General features: G+C 35.2%; 14 protein-coding genes. 7 read left to right on the forward strand and 7 right to left on the reverse strand.

Translation table 11 applies throughout. The features are described from left to right. Nucleotides 1-13 precede the first annotated feature (13 nt). Nucleotides 14-1,447: a TrkH family potassium uptake protein gene (locus tag QZU83_RS03200; RefSeq protein WP_295609609.1), complete on the reverse strand. Its 1,434-nt coding sequence runs from the start codon at nucleotides 1,445-1,447 to the stop codon at nucleotides 14-16. Between the two features lie 81 nt (nucleotides 1,448-1,528). On the opposite strand from QZU83_RS03200, the gene QZU83_RS03205 reads away from it, so the two are divergent. The 3 genes from QZU83_RS03205 (at nucleotide 1,529) to QZU83_RS03215 (ending at nucleotide 5,727) form a co-directional block, all read left to right on the forward strand. Further along, the gene (locus QZU83_RS03205) at nucleotides 1,529-2,590 is read left to right on the forward strand and encodes a UPF0104 family protein (protein ID WP_295609610.1); all 1,062 of its coding nucleotides are present in this window, start codon (nucleotides 1,529-1,531) and stop codon (nucleotides 2,588-2,590) included. A 262-nt stretch (nucleotides 2,591-2,852) separates the two neighbouring features. Beyond that, on the forward strand, nucleotides 2,853-3,740 hold the full coding sequence (fhcD, locus tag QZU83_RS03210) for a formylmethanofuran--tetrahydromethanopterin N-formyltransferase (protein WP_295609611.1): 888 nt from the start codon (nucleotides 2,853-2,855) through the stop codon (nucleotides 3,738-3,740). A gap of 58 nt (nucleotides 3,741-3,798) precedes the next feature. Further along, a complete protein-coding gene (locus tag QZU83_RS03215; RefSeq protein WP_295609613.1) occupies nucleotides 3,799-5,727 on the forward strand; it encodes a hypothetical protein in 1,929 nt (642 codons plus the stop codon). Nucleotides 5,728-5,760: 33 nt separating this feature from the next. Here the strand turns inward: QZU83_RS03215 and QZU83_RS03220 are convergent, their stop codons facing one another. Both QZU83_RS03220 and QZU83_RS03225 read right to left on the reverse strand, forming a co-directional pair. Further along, nucleotides 5,761-6,894 carry an NAD-binding protein gene (locus QZU83_RS03220; RefSeq protein WP_295609614.1) on the reverse strand — a complete coding sequence of 378 codons (1,134 nt, stop codon included), beginning with the start codon at nucleotides 6,892-6,894 and terminating at the stop codon, nucleotides 5,761-5,763. 125 nt (nucleotides 6,895-7,019) lie between these two features. Continuing rightward, nucleotides 7,020-7,736 carry a DUF4013 domain-containing protein gene (locus QZU83_RS03225; RefSeq protein WP_295609616.1) on the reverse strand — a complete coding sequence of 239 codons (717 nt, stop codon included), beginning with the start codon at nucleotides 7,734-7,736 and terminating at the stop codon, nucleotides 7,020-7,022. A gap of 256 nt (nucleotides 7,737-7,992) precedes the next feature. Between QZU83_RS03225 and QZU83_RS03230 the strand changes: the two genes are divergently transcribed. From QZU83_RS03230 to sfsA, 3 genes are read left to right on the forward strand one after another with little or no spacing between them, the layout of a single operon-like run. Beyond that, on the forward strand, nucleotides 7,993-8,163 hold the full coding sequence (locus QZU83_RS03230; RefSeq protein WP_295609617.1) for a hypothetical protein: 171 nt from the start codon (nucleotides 7,993-7,995) through the stop codon (nucleotides 8,161-8,163). Between the two features lie 58 nt (nucleotides 8,164-8,221). Further along, nucleotides 8,222-9,763, forward strand: coding sequence for an NAD(P)H-hydrate dehydratase (locus tag QZU83_RS03235; RefSeq protein ID WP_295609618.1), 1,542 nt, complete (start codon nucleotides 8,222-8,224; stop codon nucleotides 9,761-9,763). Next, nucleotides 9,750-10,493: a DNA/RNA nuclease SfsA gene (sfsA, locus tag QZU83_RS03240; protein ID WP_295609620.1), complete on the forward strand. Its 744-nt coding sequence runs from the start codon at nucleotides 9,750-9,752 to the stop codon at nucleotides 10,491-10,493. The genes QZU83_RS03235 and sfsA overlap by 14 nt, the downstream gene beginning before the upstream one ends. Here sfsA and QZU83_RS03245 read toward each other — a convergent pair. Next, complete coding sequence (locus QZU83_RS03245; protein WP_295609621.1) at nucleotides 10,440-11,168, reverse strand: NAD-dependent protein deacylase; 729 nt, start codon at nucleotides 11,166-11,168, stop codon at nucleotides 10,440-10,442. The two genes, sfsA and QZU83_RS03245, sit on opposite strands and share 54 nt — an antisense overlap. 84 nt (nucleotides 11,169-11,252) lie before the next feature. Here QZU83_RS03245 and QZU83_RS03250 point away from each other — a divergent pair, with 84 nt between their 5' ends. Beyond that, nucleotides 11,253-12,896, forward strand: coding sequence for a helicase C-terminal domain-containing protein (locus tag QZU83_RS03250; RefSeq protein WP_295609622.1), 1,644 nt, complete (start codon nucleotides 11,253-11,255; stop codon nucleotides 12,894-12,896). A gap of 16 nt (nucleotides 12,897-12,912) precedes the next feature. Here QZU83_RS03250 and QZU83_RS03255 read toward each other — a convergent pair whose 3' ends face one another. The 3 genes from QZU83_RS03255 to QZU83_RS03265 form a co-directional block, all read right to left on the reverse strand. Further along, nucleotides 12,913-14,091 (reverse strand): argininosuccinate synthase, encoded by a 1,179-nt coding sequence (locus QZU83_RS03255; protein ID WP_295609623.1) that lies wholly within the window; start codon nucleotides 14,089-14,091, stop codon nucleotides 12,913-12,915. A 158-nt stretch (nucleotides 14,092-14,249) separates the two neighbouring features. Beyond that, nucleotides 14,250-19,439: a right-handed parallel beta-helix repeat-containing protein gene (locus tag QZU83_RS03260; RefSeq protein WP_295609624.1), complete on the reverse strand. Its 5,190-nt coding sequence runs from the start codon at nucleotides 19,437-19,439 to the stop codon at nucleotides 14,250-14,252. A gap of 10 nt (nucleotides 19,440-19,449) precedes the next feature. Further along, nucleotides 19,450-21,657 carry a hypothetical protein gene (locus tag QZU83_RS03265; RefSeq protein ID WP_295609625.1) on the reverse strand — a complete coding sequence of 736 codons (2,208 nt, stop codon included), beginning with the start codon at nucleotides 21,655-21,657 and terminating at the stop codon, nucleotides 19,450-19,452. Nucleotides 21,658-21,854 lie beyond the last annotated feature (197 nt).

Below are 21,854 nucleotides of genomic sequence, written 5' to 3' on the forward strand. Positions count from 1 at the left end.
AAATATTATAAATCTATCTTTTAAAAATTTCGAAAAATGCACGAAGGGTGATCAATACAGGATATATTTCCAGTCTTCCTGTCCACATGTCGAACATGCTGACAATTTTAAGTACCGGGTCAAGTGAAGGGGTGATTATTCCGAGCTCCAGACCGTTATTTCCCTGAAGTGACATTGCCGCAAATAAGCTTTTAAACGGATCGTAGCCGTATAGACAGAATAATGCCCATGTAAACATTATAAACATCATGTAAAGTGTTATGTAGTTTCCTGCTTGTGATATTGCTTTTTCAGGTATTTTACGTCCCTGCAATTGGACGGGAACAACCCTTCCTTCAGGAGACATTATTTCACGGACATGCCTGTATATTCCCTTAAAGAAGGTAATCATTCTCACAAGCTTGATTGCACCTACTGTAGACCCTGTTGATCCTCCGGTCAACATCAGACACATTAGGCATATGTTAACAAATGAAGGCCAGTTTCCCATTGCTGTCGGGCTTGCAACACTTGCGCCTGTTGTTGTGATTGCGGAAACCACTGTAAACAGCAGGTCCATCGGAACGATGTTGGAGACAAAATAAAGCAGTACTGTAACGGCTGAAACAACGGTAATTATGATTTTAAATTGCAGGTCTTCAATCATTGACCTTCCTCTTGTTTTGATAATATTGTAGTGTACCAAAAAGCTTGTAGCACCTAAAATCATCAGGACAATTGATATGAAATAGATGAGGTCGTTATGGTAGTATCCCATATTTGCATTCTTAATGCTCATTCCCCCTGTTGAGACAATCGAAAGGGTGCTGCAAATGGAATCAAATAGGGGCATTTCTGCAAGAAGATATAAAATAATTCCTCCGAGTGTATATATTCCATAGATTATCAATGTTTTTTCCAGGGTTGTTTTAACACTCGGTTTTATACGTTCGTCACGTGCTTCTGACTGGTATAGTTTTGAAGATATTGACCCGGGCTTTGCCAGAACGCTTATAATCATAACAACCACTCCTAATCCTCCAACCCATTGTTCTAATGCTCTGAAGAACAGGACGCTGTGTGGTAATATTTCAACATCGGGATATAGGGTCATTCCATTTCCGGTCAAAGCGGACATGCTTTCAAAAACGGCATCGATTGGAGCCATATTTGTTGCAAGCATGAAAACAACTCCTCCGATTATGCTCGCCCATAGCCAGGCAAATGACGACAGAATCATACCATGTTTAAGGCGTACTTTTTTATTCTCATGGTCTTTGAGGTATACTCTAAAAAATAGTCCCAATAATATTGAAATTGCTGCAGGTATGACGAAACTTATTATATCAAATTCAAAATAAATTAAATCGAAAATCAGCGGTATCAAGCACATTGCACCGATTCCAATCATTAAATTTCCAGAATTTAATGCAACTACTACTAAATCTGATTTTGTTATATACCTCATTATTGTAATAATTTGAATAAAATTCTATATAAATTTATAAGTAATTAGGAATTAATAGATAAATATATAATAGTTGATATTATGGACCGTAAGACAATTTTACTATTGGGAATAAGTGTCATTATTTTGCTTATAATGCTGTGGTTTGTAGGAATCGATCAGGTAATTGATGCTTTAAAACAGGCCAATATGTGGATTATAGCTCTAGCTATTGTAACTCAGGTCTTTACTTATTTTTTATATACTTTGCGTTGGCAAATCCTTAATAAACTGGCGGGTATGGATGCGAGCATTAAAAAATTGCTCCCAATGGTTTTGGTAAGTCTTGCCGTCAATAACATCACTCCATCCGGACGTGGTGGCGGAGAACCTGTAAGGGCATATCTGTTATCCCAATCCGATGAAAACTATCGTTTTGAAGATTCCTTTGCGACTGTTGTTGCGGATAGGGCTTTGGACACATTTCCTTTTGTTGTTCTGGCTGCGATTACAATCGCATCAATGGCGCTTTTTTTCAGTTTTGATTTATGGCTCATTATCGTAATGGTTTTGGCAGTCATTGCAATTGTTGCAGTATTGATAATCCTTATTTATATGTGTATTAATCCAGGTTTTGGACTAAGAGTTGATGGATGGATTATAGGGCTTGTCAGAAGATTTTACAAGAAAAATTCAGAAGAGCTTGAAAATCAAATTCATAATTCCATTAAAGGTTTCCAAGAGACAATGAAGATGTTAATGTCAAATAAGAAAGGTCTTGCTTATACTCTCACATTGTCATTTATAATTTGGATTTTTGAAATTTTCAGGGTTTATTTGGTATTTTCAGCTTTTGGAGCAAGTGTAAATCCAATAATCATTGGGGAAGTATTTATTGTGGCCTGTCTTGTCGGTATGATTCCTCTTCTTCCGGGAGGTCTTGGTGCTATTGACGGGTTGATGATTGTATTTTATTCAGCTGCAGGGATTCCTGCTTCAGTCAGTGCGGCAGCAACCGTTATTGAAAGGCTGATTTCATTTTGGATGACTACAATAATCGGTTTGGTCATAATGCCTTACTATGGATCTGCAGCCTTAGATAAGATTTCATCCAAGTCTTCAGACGAGATTGAAGAAATGGTTGAAAATGATAATGCCGATTAAATTTATCTCTTTTTTATATTTTCCTTTGTTTTGATTGTGTGTTGCCTACATTAACATTGAGCCTTTTAATTTATGATTTGGTTTTTTCTTGGGGATATATATGGTGCTGTTTGGTTTTAACTGATTTTCAAATGGCAAAACGTTAATGTTATTTCACATTTTTCAAACAATTTTGAATCAAATAGAAAACTTTATTTTAATTTATAATCATAAATTTTATTATCACAAAAAATTAATTTTTTGTAAAATTTATGGTGAAAATATGCAAATTAATGATGTAGATATTAAAAATACCTATGCAGAAGGTTTTGGAATTAAAGTAACTAGAATTTTAGTTACAGCAGCAACTCAAGAATTAGCAAAAATCGCAGCAACCGAAGCAACCGGTTACGGAACTTCTGTTATCGGATGTCCTGCAGAAGCAGGTATTGACTGTTTTGTACCAGCTGATGAAACTCCTGACGGAAGACCAGGTTACGCAATCATGATTTGTCACGCTGGCAAAAAAGCACTTGATCATGAATTAATGGAAAGAATTGGTATGTGTATTTTAACTGCTCCTACTGCAGCAGCATTCAACTTACTTGATTCAGAAGACGTCTTAAAAACAGGTTTCAAACTCAAATACTTCGGTGACGGATTTGAAAAAGACCTTGAAATCGCTGGTAAAACCGTACATTCCATTCCAATCATGTCCGGTGACTTCTTAGTAGAATCAACATTCGGATTCAAAGATGGTGTAGCTGGAGGAAACTTCTTCATTTTAGCTAAAGACCAAATGACTGGTGTAAAAGCAGCTCAATTAGCTGTTGCAGCAATTGCTAATGTTGAAGGTGTCATCACTCCATTCCCTGGTGGTATGGTTGCATCCGGTTCCAAAGTAGGATCCAACAAATATTCATTCTTACCTGCATCTACTAACGAAAAAATGTGTGTAACCTTAAAAAATGAAGTAGATTCAGATATCAGGGAAGATGCTGACGGTGTATTTGAAATTGTTATTGATGGTATTGATGAAGAATCTGTAAAAGCAGCTATGAAAGCTGGTATCCAAGCAGCTTGTGCTGTTGACGGAGTACTTGAAATTTCCGCAGGTAACTTTGAAGGTAAATTAGGTTCTTACATCATGAACTTACACGATTTATTCTAGAGAGTTTTCACTCTCTTCTCTTAATTTTTTTTAAATCGGAGGTATATTGGGAGGTGAAATGATGCTTAAAAGAAATTTAATTATCATTTCCGCAGTCTTGTTTTTCATATTAAGTTTTGGTGCTGTATATGCTTCTGATAATGTAACTGATATGTCTCTTAATTCAGATGCTATTTTAGAAAATGAGATTTCTGTTTCTGATGATTTTTCACTTGAAGATTCTCATCAATCACTAAACGATGAGAAGGTCAATACTAAAATAGAATCCGTGAACATTAGTTCATATTATAAGGAGAATAACGTATTGGTTTCATACTTGAAGGACGACAGTAATGGTCCTATTCAAAATAAGAGTTTATCCATATTTTTAAATGGAAAAACATATAATGAAACTACTGATTCTGACGGCAGTGTGAAATTGCCGCTAAATTTAAAGCCAGGTAGTTATAATGCGTTAATTAATTTTGCAGGTGATGATGTTTATGCAAATTCGGCCATGAATGCCAATATAGACATTAAAAAAATACCTGTAGTCATTAAAACTAGTGATTATTCAACATATTTGGGCTCTGATAAATTTTTTACAGCAAAAGTATATAATAAAGTAACTAACACTCCAATTAATGGTATTAAAGTATTATTTAAAGTATATTCTTATAAAACAAAAAAATATAGGCAGTATTATAGGGTAACTAACGAAAACGGAACAGCTACGTTGAATAAACATTTAAAAATAGGACTGTATAAAGTTTATACTCAAATTGAAGATTCAAAAAATAAGAAATTTATTTCAAACAAGAATTCTAAAAGTAAAGCAACCTTAAAGGTTAATTCTTCAACAGATGAGGATTGCTGTTCTTTTTATGTTCAGGTAAGTAAATATGAATCAGTTGGCGGTTTCAGACGTGATAATACTGGTTCAGCCCTTATTCAGGTCAATACTGAAAAATGGTATGGTAGAACTGCAGTTAAACATTTCAAATATTCTGGAGATTATTTCTGTCATTTGATAGCTACTTCTGACGGCTGGATGATGGGTAATGGAGGCCTTGACGGAGGAAGCTCCATTCGCGATATGGAAAGGCTCGCAGCCGACATGATAAAGTCAAACAAAATCAAAATGGAAAACTTAAGAAAGATTCAAAGATATAAAATTTGGGCTAACTTCGGACACTTTTCCATTAAGGCTCCAGATGGACGCTTTGCAGTAATATGGCAGGGATCTATCATAACAGGTAAATTGAAACCTGGTGAATATTTATGTAATCCAAATTTCCAATCTTATCATCGTCGTGGAACTTATGCGCAGTTCGGAACAAATCCTGCTAAAGTTGCAATCAAAGTAGGTGCAACTGACCACTATGGAATATATAGAAGACAAATTGTAGTTTTCCATTGGAAAGCTGCCACATCTAAAAACTTTGAAACAACTTCCAGAATAACTGTGCATGCTGCAAATGATAATGGAAGGTACGTTGGAGTATCGTCTGCATCGTATGTGGATAGTATCAAGTTTGTAAATAATCATATACCGGGATATAAGCTTCCTAAATGTCCTAACTCAATGCGTTTAGGATCTTTTTACTTTGGAAACATTGATAAGCTAATCAAGACTCCAACTACGATAAAGGCTCCAACTGTAAACAACACGGCTAATAAAACCATGTATTTCAAAGTAAGTGTCAAAAACAAAAAAACAGGAAAAGCGATTTCCAATCTTAGAATTAAGGTTAAAGTTTACAAATCAAAGTTCTTAAAGGTTTATACGATTAAAACAGATAAGAATGGTGTTGCAAAGCTTAATACTAAGAATTTATTAGCTGGTGAATATAAGGTTGCCATAAATCCGGCCAATAACAAGTATCTGATTTCTGCTAAAAGCAATATTATTATCTATGCGCCGCCGGAACCCGTAGAACTGCAGCCGAGTGAACCTCAAGCTGAGGAAGGCGAACTTGAAAATGCCACAGCTGACCAAAATATATAGTAAAGAGTAGTTTTCTACTCTATTATTCTTTTTTTAATTTTCAATGTTTTTACTGGTCATTTTAGCTATTTCTTCATTGGATAAATTTATTCCTATAATCTCTTCTACTTTCTCCAAATCTCTTGTTAATTTATCAAAAGTGTGTTTATCGGGTCCTGAAATTAAATGGGAATGGATATTGTTTGTGTTTTTGTATAAGTTGTCCAAGGCCTGTTTCTGGTCATCATGTGTTTTCAAATAATTTTGATATTTCATACCGTCTGTCAGACTCATTGTTTTGATTTGGCGGATAAGGGGAGTTTCAATTCCTGGAAGATGATATTCAATGTTTTCCAGGGTACATCCGTGTTTGGCTATTATTTTAAATTCATCAAAAATTTCATCTGAGGTGTGTTTTACAGTTATTTTCAATAGGTGGGGTCTTGTGGATTCAAAATAAAGGTCCTGTCCTCCAATTATTTCAGGAGATACTATTTTATCGGCCCCTGCTTTTCTGAGTTTTGAAATATTTTCAACTTTGCTAGCACGTGCAACAATCCATGCATCGGGATTGGTTTCACGTATTGTCAATACAATAAATAAGTTGGTTACATCATTTCCGGTACATAAAATAACGCTATTGCATTGTTCATTAACAAATTTTGTAATATAATCATTTTCAACTGCATCTTTATTAATCACAACAACATTATTCTTCTCCTTAATATTTTCACAAACCTCTTTGTCCTTGTCAATTACAATAACGTTCTGATTTCTTTGCATTAATTCATTAAGAACTACTTTTCCCACTCTTCCATAACCGCAAAGAATAAAATAATCGTCCATATTTTTTATAGTTCTCATTTTTATAGCTCCTTTTGAAAATTGTTCCATTCTCTCTTGGAAATTTGTCAGGATAATATTAAATACATAAGCAAGCAGTGCAACGCCTCCAATAGCTAATGTTGTTGCAAATATCTTTTGGGGGCCAGTTTTTGGAATATAGTCTCCATAACCCACAGTTGCCATTGTACTCACTGAATAATAAATTGAATCGAGCAAATTCAAATCCATTACTAGATATGACCCGACAATTCCATAAATGAACAGCCCAATAATTAATAGGACTCCGCTTGTCACGTATTTTGTTGCTAATTTTTTCAGGAATTTCAATGTTATTTTTCTCATGTAATTTTTCCTTAAGTTAAGATTATTTATATTTATATGAAATGATTTAATTTAAAGGTATAGACAATTTTGAAAAAATAGTATATGATTTGTGATTATAAAAAAATAAAAAAAGAGTGGTTTGATTATACGTCAGAGTATAATAAACCAATAGCTCTGTGGCAGAAGAATATTAAGTAAACTAAAGCGATACCGAATAATATGTCGCCGACTAAATCATTTACAGTGGCAATAAAACTAACAATAAACATAATGACTATTGCTATAATAAAAACAAGAATGACAGTCACAATAAGTTTAATAATACCTACTCTGGATATGTCTCCGATAGCTTCTCCTATAGCTAAAGCATCACCTAACTTGTCGGTTTTTGCTAATCTGCATCTGGCCATGAAGTTTGCTAAAGCAAATACGATAAGTAAGATTATGCTGATTATGCTTAAAATCCACTCTTGGAATATAAATCCTAAAACAAAAATGATAACCGCTGGGACAATGTAGTATACAATATCAACAGCAATTAATTTGATAGCATTTGAAACTTGTCTTCCTATATCAATTCCCGGACCGTCAACTCTTCTTTCAATACCAAATTTAACAATGTCCAGTGCATATCCTTCAATCAGGAACAGCATTATAATGAAAATGATGGTTCCAATAAGTCCTATCCCACCAAGAGCAAAACTGGATAATCCTTTTGTACCTACAGCACTTACAAGACTAATGGCTGTTGTTCCTCCGATAATTGCAGCAATAATTCCTAAAACTATATATAAAACTAAAGCTTTAATGTTATGAAATGGGTATGCTAATGCATCTCCAATTATTTCTCCTATATCCATTTGATTCACCTTTTTTTGTTTATTATTCAACTCAATATGAGTCATTATTATTTTTTTTTAATAATATTAATATAAATATTGCTATAACTTACATTAACTTCAAAATATTTTTAGAGGATATTCAATTTCAAAAAACTTAAATCTAATCATAGGTTATCTTAAAAATGCAATAATGTCATAACTTCTATAAGTTAGGGATATTGCACAAAGGTGTATTGCTTACCGATTGGTCTCTGATGAACTTTAAATAGAAACAATGCCTAAAATAATAAATGGAAATGAGAAGGTTAAAACTTTCTTTTCAATGATAAAAAGGAAAAACATTTATATTGTAAAATTGCCTGAACCTTTGGGGCGAGGGGATAGCACACTAACCCTATGCTCATTAGAGTATGCGGCCTGGGAAGTAAGAATCATCAACTTCTAAAAGTTGAGGTAGTTCTACATACAAGATTTTGTGGAATGGAGTAAAAGTGGGGGATATTATGAAACCCATTGACATGATGGTAACGGATTATAATTGTGAATATTTAGGATTGTCTAGATTATGCTTGATGGAATCTGCCGGAAAATCTCTGGCCGAAGAAGTAGGTAAAATTGCTGTTTATACATTTTCAAAACCTGTTAAAGTCGTGATTTTTACAGGTTCCGGTGGAAATGGTGGAGACGGTTTTGTTGCTGCAAGATACTTGCTCAATAGGGGTTATGATGTTGACATTTACATGTTGAAGGACAACATTCACTCAGAAGAGGCAAAAACAAATTTGGAAATCTTGAGAAATATGAAACCACGTCTGTCACGTTTGAACATCTATAATCTCAAAACATTGGCTGACATTAATGACTGTGAAGTTGCCAAAAGCGGACATAATGAATTCGTTATTGTTGATGGGCTTTTGGGAACTGGAATTAAGGGCAAACTTCAAACAAATGTCAGAAGAGCTATTGAAGTCATCAATGATTCCAAGGGAATTAAGATAAGTGTTGATGTGCCTTCAGGAATGGATCCCTTAACAGGCAATGTTGATGATTTGGCTGTCATTCCGGATTATACAATAAGTTTTCATAAAATCAAAAATGGGGTTAGGGATGCTGAAGAGGAAGTTGTTGGGGGTCTTGTAACTGCAGATATCGGAATTCCATTTGAAGCTGAATACTTTGTTAATTATGGTGACTTTTTAAGACTTAAAAACAGACCTGTAAATTCTCATAAGGGCAATAATGGTCGGTTGTTGATAGTTGGTGGAAATAAAGATTATTCCGGTGCCCCTGCTATTGCGGGAATGGCTGCAATTGGTGCAGGTGCAGATTTGGTTTATGTGGCTTCACCTGAAAAGGCGGCACAAGCCATAAAATCAACATCTCCTGATTTAATTGTAAAGGAACTGCCTGGCGATAAATTATCTCTTGAACATGTCGATGAAATTATAAAACTGGCTGAAAATGTAGATGCTTTACTGATTGGCCCCGGTGCCGGAATTGATGAGGAAACCTCTAAATTATTCAATGTTCTTGTAACCAAGATTAAAAAACCAATTGTTTTGGATGCTGATAGCCTGAAACAGGTTGAAATGTCATTGATTAAAAATCGTGATGACATTGTGCTTACACCACATATTTTTGAGTTCAAATCATTTTTCAATGTTGATGATGATTTAAAGTTGGATATTGATTCCTATGACTTTAAAAAAGTGGATGAAAATATTACTTGCTTCCAGCAGATTTCCCGACAAATTAAGGCAACCGTCATTGTTAAGGGCCAGTATGATTTGATATTGTCCGGAACCAAATTCAGAATAAATAAATCCGGAAATCCTGGAATGACTGTTGGTGGAACTGGCGATGCACTTGCCGGAATTACAACAAGTTTGCTCTCACAGGGTTTAAATACTTTTGACAGTGCTTGTTTAGGCGTTTTCATCAATGGACTTGCAGGCGATGAAGCATATAAAGTAAAAGGAAACGGATTTTCAGCATCAGATTTGGTATCCTACATTGGAACTGTGATTAAAAATGGATTACGTTAAAGGAATTTTTAAAAACCGTCCGAACAGGTTCATTGCGGAAGTGGAAGTTGACGGCAGTCTAGAGAAAGCTCACGTTCCAAATACCGGGCGATGTAAGGAGCTTTTGGTTGATGGGGCTGCAGTTTGGCTCATGCCTTCTGATAATCCTAACCGCAAGACTAAATTTTCACTTCATTTTGTTGAGAACAGGGGTGAGTTGGTATCACTTTACTCGCAGCAAGCTAACAGTATTGTATATGATGCAATCAAAGATGGCAAAATAAAGGAACTTTCCGGATATTCTCATCATCAAAGAGAAAAAACTGTAGATAACTCACGAATTGATATATACTTGGCTAATGAAGAAGATGATTGTTGCGGAATGAGCTTTTTAACAGAACCTTGTTATGTTGAAGTCAAAGGTGTAACATTAATAGTCGATGGTGAAGCAAGGTTTCCCGATGCTCCGACAGAAAGGGGAGCAAAACATTTAAAAGAACTGATTAAGCTTAAAAAACAGGGAAACAGATGTGTTGTGTTTTTCCTGATTCAGCATCCTCTTGGCAGTTTCTTCAGACCAAACTGGGAAAATGACCCTGTATTCAGCCAGACATTAAATGAAGCTTACGATGAAGGTGTGGAAATCCTTGTTTATAAATGTGACAATCGTTTAGACGGTATTGACTTGGTTCCCGAATCACTGGACTTTGATTTGGGAAAGAGTTTCGCCAATGGCATCGTTAATGACTAATGTTGCAGCATTGTCGTAAGGTGTTTCACTTTTATTAATCAGGACAAGATTTTTCCCGTTAAAGTAATTAATCAGGCCAGCGGCAGGATATACGACAAGTGAAGTTCCTCCAATGATTAATGTTTCCGCATTTGAAATATAGTCAATTGCAAAACTCAAAACTGCATTATTCAGGGGTTCTTCGTATAATACGACATCAGGTTTCACAATTCCTCCGCATTCACACCTTGGAATGCCGTCACTTTCTAGAATGTAATCCAGATCATACTCTTTATTGCAAATCTGACAATAATTTCTGTGAATTGATCCATGAAGCTCCATCACTTCTTTGCTTCCTGCTTTCTGGTGAAGTCCGTCGATATTTTGAGTAATGACTGCTCTTATTTTTCCTGCTTTTTCAAGTTCCGCAAGTTTCAAATGAGCAGGATTGGGTTCAGCATCCTTAAAGACAAGGGTGTCCTTATAATATTCAAAAAATTCTTCAGTATGGTCTAAATAGTAGCTATGTGAAATTAAATTCTCTGGGGTATCCCCATATTTTTCCAAACTCTTAAAGATTCCGCTTTCGGATCTGAAATCGGGAATTCCGCTTTCTGTTGATACTCCGGCTCCTCCGAAAAATACGATGTTGTCTGAAGAGTCGATGATTTCCTGTAACTCGTTAATTTTGGACATGATTAATTGTATGTGATAAACTTTTAAATATTTTTTCAACATAATAGTTATTATAAAGTTGTTATTAAAATTGTGGGGATTTAATTGGAAAACATTAATTCAAATCTTGATTGGATGGTTTACTGGTCGCTTAAAGGACATTACCCAAGAAATAGCCAAATCAAGCTTATAAATAAAATCAATTGGGCTATTGGTGAGGGATATAAATATATTATTCTTGAAGCAGGAACCGGTATTGGAAAATCTGCAATCGCTACAACGCTTGCAAATATGTATGATGATTCATATATCCTTACAATGACAAAACAACTTCAGGAACAGTATCTTGATGATTTTGGAGATATGCTTGTTGAAATAAAAGGTCGTGGAAACTACAAATGCAACTATAAGGGCAACTGTGACTTCTGCATTAAGGCGGAATATAATTTAAGGAAATGCAGTGACTGCGACTATAATATGGCTTTTAAAAAAGCGGTGGAAGCTAAAAATGTAATTACAAATTATGATTATTTATTCTATGCAGGTGTAGCAAATCCCCTTTTGGATTCTCGTGAATTGCTTATTTTGGATGAGGCACATAATCTGGAACGTAAAATGTTGATGCTGTCATCATCTGAATTGAACAGGGAATATATTTCAACCAAATTCGGTATTGATATTTTTGAACCGTTGATGTATGGTACAAAATCAATCAACGAATTGAAAAGAAATCCTGATTACTGGATTGAATTGTGTGACGATTTGATTAAGGAATGTAAAAAAAGAATTAAAAAAATTGAAGGCGATGCCGATAAGTCTGTTCAGGTCACTTTGGATGAATTTGAAAGCAATCCCTCCAAATATTCTAATTTTGACTATATTGAAAAGCAAAATCTTGAGCAGGACATGAAGTCTTTTGCATCTATTTCTTTGGGACTGTTGCATAAGGAGCTAATAATTGACCTGCCAGATAAAAACACCATTGTAAATAATGCCATGGATATTTCGGCCGAATTTAAACCATATTCTGTTTTGGATGATACTCAAAATCTATTGAAATTGGGAAATGTCTGCATATTTTTAACCGGAACTCTTGGAAGCAAGGATAAGTTTTGTGAGTGGAATAACATAAATCCTGATGAAACTTATTACATTTATGAAAAAAGTCCCTTTGATGTGGCTAAAAGACCGATATATGTTGATTTTGTAGGTAGAATGAGTGGATTTAGGCGAGGAATTCCAAAATGGAAAAATAAAAGAGCCATCGAAAAAATTAAAGAAATATTGAATATGCATAAAAACGAAAAGGGAGTAATACATACTTCAAGTAATGAGCAGGCATTTTGGATTATTGACCAGTTAAGGGAGTATAATCTCATGTTTGTCGGTGGTGAGGATAGAAATCGCACTTTAAAGGAATTTACAGAATCGAAAGAAAATATAATTCTTATTGGGGCCTCCATTAAAGATGGTGTTGATTTCAAGGGTGATTTGTGCAGATTTCAGATAGTATTTAAAGTTCCTTATCCTCAATTAAATGAGCAGGTAAAATACAGGAGGGATTTGGACCCCAAATGGTTTTACTACCAGACGGTAATGGCACTGATGCAGGCTTATGGTAGGGGAATTCGTGACAGTGATGATTACTGTGTGATGTATATTATAGATTCAAGTTTCAAACAGCTGTTTGACTATAATCGAGGATTTTTCAATGAATATTTCGCAGAAGCGATACAAAAAAAGAAGTAAAAGGATAGCATAAAAGCTATCTGTTTAATTTTTGATAATTTGCAGCTTGAAGACCGTGGTATCTAATCATACCTTCAACGTCTCTCTGGTCAGTTTCTTTGTCTTCAAATGTAATTTGTTCTATGCTGTGTAAGCTGAATGGAGATTTTCTGGATATTGGTTGGATTGAACCTTTGAACAGTTTCATTACAACTTCTCCACTTACTCTTTCTTGCATATTGTCGATTGCTTGGTCAAGGTCTTCTCTTAAAGGTTCTTGCCAGAGTGCTCTGTAAACAAGGTCTGCGTAGAGTCCGGACATGTATTCTGCAAATCTTAACTCATCAGTAGTTAAAACCAGTTCTTCTAATGCTTGGTGAGCTGCAATCAATAATTTTGCACCAGGGGTTTCATATATTTCCCTACTTTTAATACCAATCATTCTGTTTTCAATTGTGTCTACTCTACCGATTCCGTGGGATCCTGCAATTTCATTTGATTTGATGATGATATCTATCAATGGCATCATTTCGCCGTTAATGGCTACAGGAACACCTTCTTCAAATTCGATAGATACTTTTTCCGGTTCATCTTTAGCATCTTCCCAAGAGGCGGTCCATTCGTAGATATCTTCCGGAGGTTCATTTGCAGGGTCTTCTAAGACATCCCCTTCAATTGCTCTTCCCCAGAGGTTTTCATCGATACTGTAAATTTTATCATAAGTTAACTCGATTCCTTTTGATTCGGCATATGCCTTTTCTTCGGTTCTTGTTAAGTTCATTTCTCTGATTGGTGCAATGATATCCAAATCGGACATTGCAAGGATAATTGCTTCAAATCTGAATTGGTCGTTTCCTTTTCCAGTACAACCATGAGCAATTGCAGTTGCTCCTTCTTTTTCAGCTAATTCTACAAGTTTTTGAGCAATTAATGGTCTTGCAAAAGCAGTACTTAATGGGTATCCTTCATATTCGGCATTTGCTTTGATTCCACGTGCGATGTATTCGTTGGCGAATTCTTCTTTAGCATCTATATTGTAGTGTTTTAATCCTCCAATTTTAGCTGCACTTTCTTTTGCTTTTTCCATTTCTTCTTCGCCCTGTCCAACATCTACGCATGCGGTAATAACTTCTACATTGTATTTTTCTTCTAATAATTTAACACAAACGGAGGTGTCAAGTCCTCCACTGAATGCTAAAAGTACTTTATCAGTCATAAAATCACCATAATTAATTCCAATAAAAATGAATTATCAAGATATATTTATATGGTTAATAGTATTTAAAATTTTTAAAAGCGCATTGCTACTGCAAAAATGTTTATTTAAATAAAAAAAGTAATGAAAGTCTCGCCAGTCAAAGGCGAGAAGTCCATTTAAGTAAAGTATACAAGTTTGTCTTCATTTTGGTAATGATCCGCAACGGATTTAAGGGAATTAACTCCTTTTGCTGCTGTTTTAGTATAAAGTTGATTTAATGCAATCTTTATGTAATTTCCTGCATTAATTCCGCTGATACCATTCATTGCACCGCCTAATGGTGTGAATTGTATTCCGCTTCCGATACCTTTCAATACATGGCTCCAGAAGGTACTGTAATCCTGATGGTCACTTGAATATATTAAACCATAAGCTCCACCTAAAACCCCTCCGACAACAGCGTTGATGCCCATTGAAATTATTGGGGCTGCCACATACTCTGCAGCTGCAAAATACCATCCGGTTCCTAAACTGGCTGACAGGATAAGTAAGGTAAAACCACTTTCCGTCACATCCCTTACCCATGAAGCCATTGGATGGTTTTCATAGTTGTTGTGTTTATTTCCAAATATGACGACGTCTTCAAGGGAACCGTCATTATTGTAAATGTCTATTTTTGTTTTCAAATTAGGGACTGAAGAATAACCGGTATTGTCCTTAAATATGGACATGATGACTTTAGCGGATCCGGTGGTATATATTGCTCCACCATATTTGGCGTAATTGTTTGTGAATGTGGAGTTAAATACGCTCAGTAAACCGTTATTTACTATTGCACCTCCATAATCTGACTTGTATTTATAGTCAACTTTATTATTGTTGAATATGGAGTTTGTAATTGTTAGTTTGCCCTTATTTTCAATGGCAATGTTGAATCCTTCCACGGTCAGATTATTGATTTGGACATTTGCGCGGGTAGTTGTTGTTAGGAATTGTGTGGTGTCGTCATCTTTTTGATTTTGAACAAATACTCTAGCGCCTGCTCCATTAATAATCAGTAGTCCGTAATCTACCTTGAATAAGCTTTGGGAGTTAGGTACGGTACCGTAATCTCCTTTAACCAAGGTAATGTTCATGATGTCATATTTGGTATTTCCATTAACTACTTTAGAAGCTCTCATCAGGGACGCCAAATTATCCACAACCACATTGTAAACTGTATTGTTGAGGCTTTCCCTAAGCAGGTATATTCCTTCATCTTCAGTCTTTATTGTAGATGGAGACAATCCTTTACAGTTGACCAGCCTAGCTACGGATAACATTTCAATATCAAAATCATTTTTGTCATTGTTTTTCCAAACTAAATTTGATTTGATTACATTTCCTGTGAACTGGCAATTGTAGAATACTCCCTTTGCAGATTTTCCAATACTGTAGTAAGCTCCACCCTTATTGGCCCCATTGTCCTTGAATAGTGAATCATAGCAGTACACATTACCAAAGTTTCTTATTGCACCTCCATAGTCTCCAATTTTTATTTTATGATGTATTATGTTGTCTTTAAAGGTACAGTTGATAGCTGTGAATGTACCGTAATTCAGGATGGCAGTATTGAATCCGGACAGGGTCATATTTATCAAGGTTAGGGAACCGTAGTTTGGAACGTATGCGAAATGATAATCATCAGATGCATCGTTTCCGGTCAGTTTTATTGTAGCTCCATTACCGTTAATGATTACAGGTTTGGATTTGATGTCCAAATAGCTGCGGTCCCATACAATCATTATTACTGAAGGATCTGATATTGCACTGCGCCAGTCATATTTGTCTCTATATTTTTTAAGTTCATCAGCAGATATAATGTATTCTCCTTTATCTAATGTCACGTTGAACAATGTTGCATCGTTCGAACCGTCCAGCCATTCCCTGAAATTATTAAATCCATTCATATCGGAGATATGGAAAGTTTTAGTCATATTTTTGGTTAAACTATTTAGTGTCATTTTGCATAGGGAAGCATTATAATCAAAGTAACCGTTTTTCTCAACATGTTCAAATGCATTCCAGTCATCGTCATAAATGACAACCATACTCTTTGCAACTGCACGAACATTATCGTCTTTTGTTTTGAAGCTGCATTTGATGAAGTCTGTCAAGGAATTTGTATCCGCATATAAAACTCCTCCATCATTGTATTCGCGGTTTCCACCGTTGTCGTTTCCATTGAATATGCAATTATTGAATGTTGCCTTATTCATGTTGTGGATTACTGAACCCCGAGTTTTAGTGGCCCAGAATTTAGCATTATTTTCTGTGTATGTACATTTTTCACTATACACTTCCCCTGCATTTGCAAATACTCTGTAGAATTTTTTGAATTCAAGATTATCTACCATGACTCTTGTATTTGAATCCAAACTCATGAAATTGTGTTTATAGTTATCCTCAATTGTTGCACCGTTACCGTGAATGATTAATGAACCGTGGGTCAAATGAACAAGGTAATACCATTCGCTGTCTCTCCAGAAGTTCTCAGTTACCTTATATGTGTTCTTTTTGAGATTTATGGTGGTAACGTCCACCTTGTAGTCTGAACTTGCCATTTTTCTTAAAACTTCAGTAAGTTCCTGTGAATTGGAAACTGTGACATTATACAGAATAAATGCTTCACCAGTTCCCATAATATATCTGTAGGTATCCTTGCCAAGAACGGAATACATTGCAGCATCGCTTGCCTTAGTAAATGTTTCATTTGCATACACTGGCAACAATGCACCGTAGGATGTGCCTTTAAGGCCCAAATCTAGGATTGCATACTTATTGGTTACAGTAATGAAATCCTTAAAGGTTTTTCCTGCAAATGTTGTTTCAACAGTGTAGTTGCCTGCTGTCACATTCAATATGAAGTGTGCTAAACCTTCTTTGGTGGTAAGGCCTGTAAATGTTTTTCCTCCAACCTTGAATGTTACAGTTTTGTTGGCTGAAGCATTGAGCTGTATAATGTATGGGTCATAGATGTTGTATATTGCATTTCTTTTAGATACTGTAATCTTATTTGTGTATGATTGGCCAGTAACATTGTTTATTGCTTTAACTGTGTATTGGCCAGGCTCCAAATTAGCATTCAATATCGCAACACCATCATTGTCTATAATTTCACGGACATGGTTGGCATTGTTAACGTTAAAAGTCACTTTGGTTCCTTTAGGTAAATATTTGCCGTTTTTGTCTTTGAATACTGCGGAGTATAGCTGATTATCACCATAGATTTTTTGAATGTCATAACCGTAAACGCTGATGTAGGTAACATTCAAGTCACATGATAGCTTTTGTGAGTTGATTGTGAAATCGATTTTATGGATTCCGTTCTCATTTGGAACATAAATCAATTCCAATGAGTCTGAATTGATTTTTTTGGTTATGAATGTTCCGTTTTTGTTTGATGAATATTTTAATGTGTCTAAAACATAATATGGGGCAGCACCAGTAAATGAAACCTTTATTGTGGTCTTGATGCTGCTGTAAATGTTTTTATCGGCAACCAGAGAAACTACAAGTGGTTTTCCGTCGTTTTTATCTGAGTTGCTTCCAACGGTGTGGTATTCTTTTAGCTGGTTTCCGATTTTAGCTCCATTCATGCCCCACCAGTTATTTGAAATGTCATCATAGTAACCGCTATGGAATACTGAAACACCTTGGTCGCTAGCTGAATTTTCAATGAATGCATTGTTTGTCAATTTCAAATGGGCATTTTTGGAATCGGTATAGAGAACTCCTCCACGTGATCCTCCACCGTTCTTTTCGAAATAATTTCCGGAAATTGTCATGGTGCATGCATTGTTGACATATATTGCTCCTCCGTAACGGGTTCCACCATTTTTAACCTGATTTGAAAGGAATACTGAATTTTTAATCTCATTTATTGTACTTGTATAAATTGCTCCGCCATAGTTTTCAGCCCAGTTGTCCTTGAATGTACAGTTATTCACTTTGACATTGCCGCAGGAACGTACAGCTCCTCCGTAACGTTTCTCTTTTCCGCCTGCTGCATAGTTTGATGCAAAAGTACAGTTGTAAAACTCGAGATTTGTTGAACTGCTGTCTGAGTATATGGCTCCTCCGTCACCTGCATTTGCATGGTTGTTTGTAAATATGGATGATGAGAATTTCACGTTACCTGATTTCTTGTTGATGTAGATTGCACCACCAAAATCTTTGTCTGCATGGTTTCCGTTAAATATAAGATTATTATTGGTGTCACCAATTTTATCAGTGTAGACTGCACCACCGTGATCGTTTGCGGAGTTGTTTATGAATCTGTTTGTTCCGCTGAACTGGATGTAATCGGTTTCAATGGCGCCTCCCTTATTGTTTGCAGTGTTTAGTTCAAAAATGGAATTGCCTATATGTATCCATTTGTTTGAGTATATTGCTCCTCCGCCATTTGATTTTGCAGAGTTCTGTTTGAATGTTGTGTTTTCAATATAGATGTGATTATCATTACCTGCTTTGATTGCTCCTCCTTGATTTGCAGTATTTTTAATGAAATGTGAATTTTCAATTATGAAATCAGAAGAAGAATAAATTGCACCTCCTTTGGTTGCACTATTTTCTCTAAAAGTACAATTATCAAAAAATGAATCTTTTTTCGCATAAACTGCTCCACCATATGAGTCCATCCTAAAGTCTACTACTTTATTTGATGTGAATACTGAATTTGAAATTTCTGCTGATTTTTCACATGAAATGGCTCCTCCATTGTCTTTTCCATGATTATTTTCAAAAACAGATTTGTCAATGACCATATTTCCTTTGGAATATATTGCCCCTCCATATGAGTTTGCTTCATTACCTGTGAACTTACAGTTTGTGATAGTCAATGTATCAACGACATTATTGTATATTGCTCCTCCAAAATTGTTTACCTTGTTGTTTGTGAAAGTACAGTTTATAATGGTGTATTTAGCCGAACCTGTAATGTATATTGCTGCACCATTGTCTGCATTTCCATTTGCAAACTTCAAATTCTTTAGGGTGATGTGTCCGCTTGATGACCTGACTGAAGCTTTACTGCAGTCTATTGTGTTTCCACCACCATTAATGGTTACTGACTTATCAATGTTTATGCGATTTGATATGGTGTAACTTTTGTTTAAAGTCACTGTTGAACCATCGGATGCGGAATTTATAATTTTTTGAAGATCGTCTGAGGTGTCCATCAGTATTGCATCTTCGCTTGCTTCCAAATTATCAAGCGCATTATTTTCCTGCATTATTTGAGTGTCATTAGTATTTTCAGCATATACTGTTGAAATTGAGCATAAAATAAATAATAACAAACAAATAACTGCTAATTTTCCTTTCATATTAATGACCTCATTTAATAGTTATTTTAACCTTTTTACTTGTGCCTTTGTAATATTTGGTAGCTTTAAAAGTAATTTTGCCTGTAAATTTACCTTTTTTATTAAGTTTGGTAATCTTAAAGGTTGCTTTTCCTTTTGAATTGGTCTTTGCACTGTAAGTTTTTCCTTTTACTTTTAAGCGAACCTTAGCCTTTTTAATGACTTTATTTTTGCTGTTCTTCAATGTTATTGTATACTTTTTGGTTTTGAGTGACTTTTTAAATGTTTTCTTTTTAGCAACAACTTTTGTCTTTTCTTTATTGATGGTTACCTTAACTGATTTGGAATTTGGATTGTAATTATTTGACATGGTAACTTTCAATGTCTTTTTACCTGCCTTAAGTGATTTCAAGTTACTTGCAGTGATTTTTACTGTTGCAACACCATTTTTATTGGTAGTTGTTGTTTTGATTTTTTTATTGCTAATGTAAACTTTCACTTTTTCGCCGGCAATGGCTTTTCCATTTTTGTCTTTAACAGTTATGCTGTACTTTCCAGCATAATTGATTACAAAGCTTTTTTTACCCGCACTGATAGTCACATTCTTTTTCAACACGACTGCCTCATTTTTTGACATTGGGGTATTGTAGTCACTGCATTCATAACTCACCAAAACAGTATAGTTTCCGCTGTTCAAATTGGAAACGGTCACGATTGTCTGATTGCTTGTCAGGTTGACGTTATATGTCTTGCCGTTTACCTTAACTCTAACATTTCCGTTTGTAATATTGTCCGGCATCAAAATCTTGACTTTCAGGTTTTCACCATAGGTGATGTCTGCAATATCTACTGAGATGTCCAGGTTTTTTGAAATAAGTTTGGTGTCGCTTGTCACGTTTGCTGTTGCCAGTTCGCCGCCATTTAAGTAAATATTATTGGATCCGTCACCTGCAGTGTTTTTTGTAAAATCAGTTTTATTTACATTAAGTTCACCTGCAACGGATATTGCTCCTCCGGATTCGTTAGCAAAGTTATTTGTAAATGTTGAGTTGACGATTTCACCGTCATACATTGCTATTGCTCCGCCCTTGTCTGCCTTATTGTTGGCAAATGTTGAATTGCTGAAGTCAGTTTCACTGTCGGAGTATACTGCACCACCGATTCCTCCACTGTTATTGTCAAATGTTGAATTGACAATGTTTGCATATTCATCAATCATTATAGCTCCACCATGCTCTTTAGCTGAATTATTATTGAATTTTGAGTCATATACAAACAAATTATCATTCACATCACTATAAACTGCTCCGCCCACTTTTGCGGAGTTGTTTGTGAATATGGACTTTTTTATTGTATTGTTGTCTGATGAAGAATAAATTGCACCTGCAGTGTCATCGGCACGATTGTCTGTAAAATTGCATGAACTAATTAAACTTGGGTAAGCTATTGTGTAAACTGCACCTCCGTTTTCTGCAACATTATTTATAAAATTGCTTTCTGACAATATAAAGTTAAGTCCATCTGCATATATCGCTCCTCCCATGTCGTCAGCAGCATTATTTTCAAATTTGGAACAGTCCAGTTTGACGTTTCTTCCTGTAATGTATGCCGCACCGCCTATCTCTGCAGTGTTGTTGATAAAGATACAATTTGCTATAGTGCCTTCAAGTCCATACCAGTACAGTGCACCGCCGTTTATAGCAGTGTTATTGGTAAAAGTACAATTGATTAAAAAACCATTGACTCCAGTCCAGTCAAGAGAACCTCCATAAACTGCAGTGTTTTTGATAAAAGTACAGTTTCTCATCTCACCATTGCTGCCTATCCATTCAATAAGGTTGTATGAATAATCCATGTCCCAGTTGGCAAATATAATATTCTTTAAAACAACATTATTTCCATGAATTCTAAGGAAAAATGGCGCACCGCTTGAATTTCCATCAATCTTGTGGCCATGGCCATCTAAAATTATTCTTTCAGATATCTCGATGCCTTTGCATTTGGTATCTTCATTGACAAGGATATCCTTTTCTAAATTAATTGTTGTATTGGCAGTTGCATTTTGAATTTCACTGTCCAATTCCTCGATTGTTTCAATACTCTTTGAAACTTCCAGATCAATTTCTTCATTGACCACACTGATGTTTTCCATGCTTGCATTATCACTTGCCGATACGCTTGCAAGTGAAATGAAAAAACATAAAAACATCAGTATGACTGCCATATGCTTGAATGTCATAAACTTTTTACCTCATTAACTATTATATTATTAAATTATTAAAATTCGTAAATATAAAGTATTTGTTCATTTTTTCAACAGGGTGAATAAAATGTATTACATTAATGATTAATAAAATATGTTCTAGGTATTGTCTTGACGGAATTTCTTTAAATGTTGAAATCATGTAATTCTTGTGGTAATTAAAAAAATAAGGC

The sequence above is a fragment of the uncultured Methanobrevibacter sp. genome (assembly GCF_902771435.1).
In the GTDB taxonomy this organism is placed as follows: domain Archaea; phylum Methanobacteriota; class Methanobacteria; order Methanobacteriales; family Methanobacteriaceae; genus Methanocatella.

Coding starts and splice junctions, on each gene's coding strand:
- QZU83_RS03200 (WP_295609609.1), bottom strand. CDS start 1,447: ATGAGGTATATAACAAAATCAGATTTAGTAGTAGTTGCATTAAATTCT.
- QZU83_RS03205 (WP_295609610.1), top strand. CDS start 1,529: ATGGACCGTAAGACAATTTTACTATTGGGAATAAGTGTCATTATTTTG.
- fhcD (WP_295609611.1), top strand. CDS start 2,853: ATGCAAATTAATGATGTAGATATTAAAAATACCTATGCAGAAGGTTTT.
- QZU83_RS03215 (WP_295609613.1), top strand. CDS start 3,799: ATGATGCTTAAAAGAAATTTAATTATCATTTCCGCAGTCTTGTTTTTC.
- QZU83_RS03220 (WP_295609614.1), bottom strand. CDS start 6,894: ATGAGAAAAATAACATTGAAATTCCTGAAAAAATTAGCAACAAAATAC.
- QZU83_RS03225 (WP_295609616.1), bottom strand. CDS start 7,736: ATGGATATAGGAGAAATAATTGGAGATGCATTAGCATACCCATTTCAT.
- QZU83_RS03230 (WP_295609617.1), top strand. CDS start 7,993: ATGCCTAAAATAATAAATGGAAATGAGAAGGTTAAAACTTTCTTTTCA.
- QZU83_RS03235 (WP_295609618.1), top strand. CDS start 8,222: ATGAAACCCATTGACATGATGGTAACGGATTATAATTGTGAATATTTA.
- sfsA (WP_295609620.1), top strand. CDS start 9,750: ATGGATTACGTTAAAGGAATTTTTAAAAACCGTCCGAACAGGTTCATT.
- QZU83_RS03245 (WP_295609621.1), bottom strand. CDS start 11,168: ATGTCCAAAATTAACGAGTTACAGGAAATCATCGACTCTTCAGACAAC.
- QZU83_RS03255 (WP_295609623.1), bottom strand. CDS start 14,091: ATGACTGATAAAGTACTTTTAGCATTCAGTGGAGGACTTGACACCTCC.
- QZU83_RS03260 (WP_295609624.1), bottom strand. CDS start 19,439: ATGAAAGGAAAATTAGCAGTTATTTGTTTGTTATTATTTATTTTATGC.
- QZU83_RS03265 (WP_295609625.1), bottom strand. CDS start 21,657: ATGACATTCAAGCATATGGCAGTCATACTGATGTTTTTATGTTTTTTC.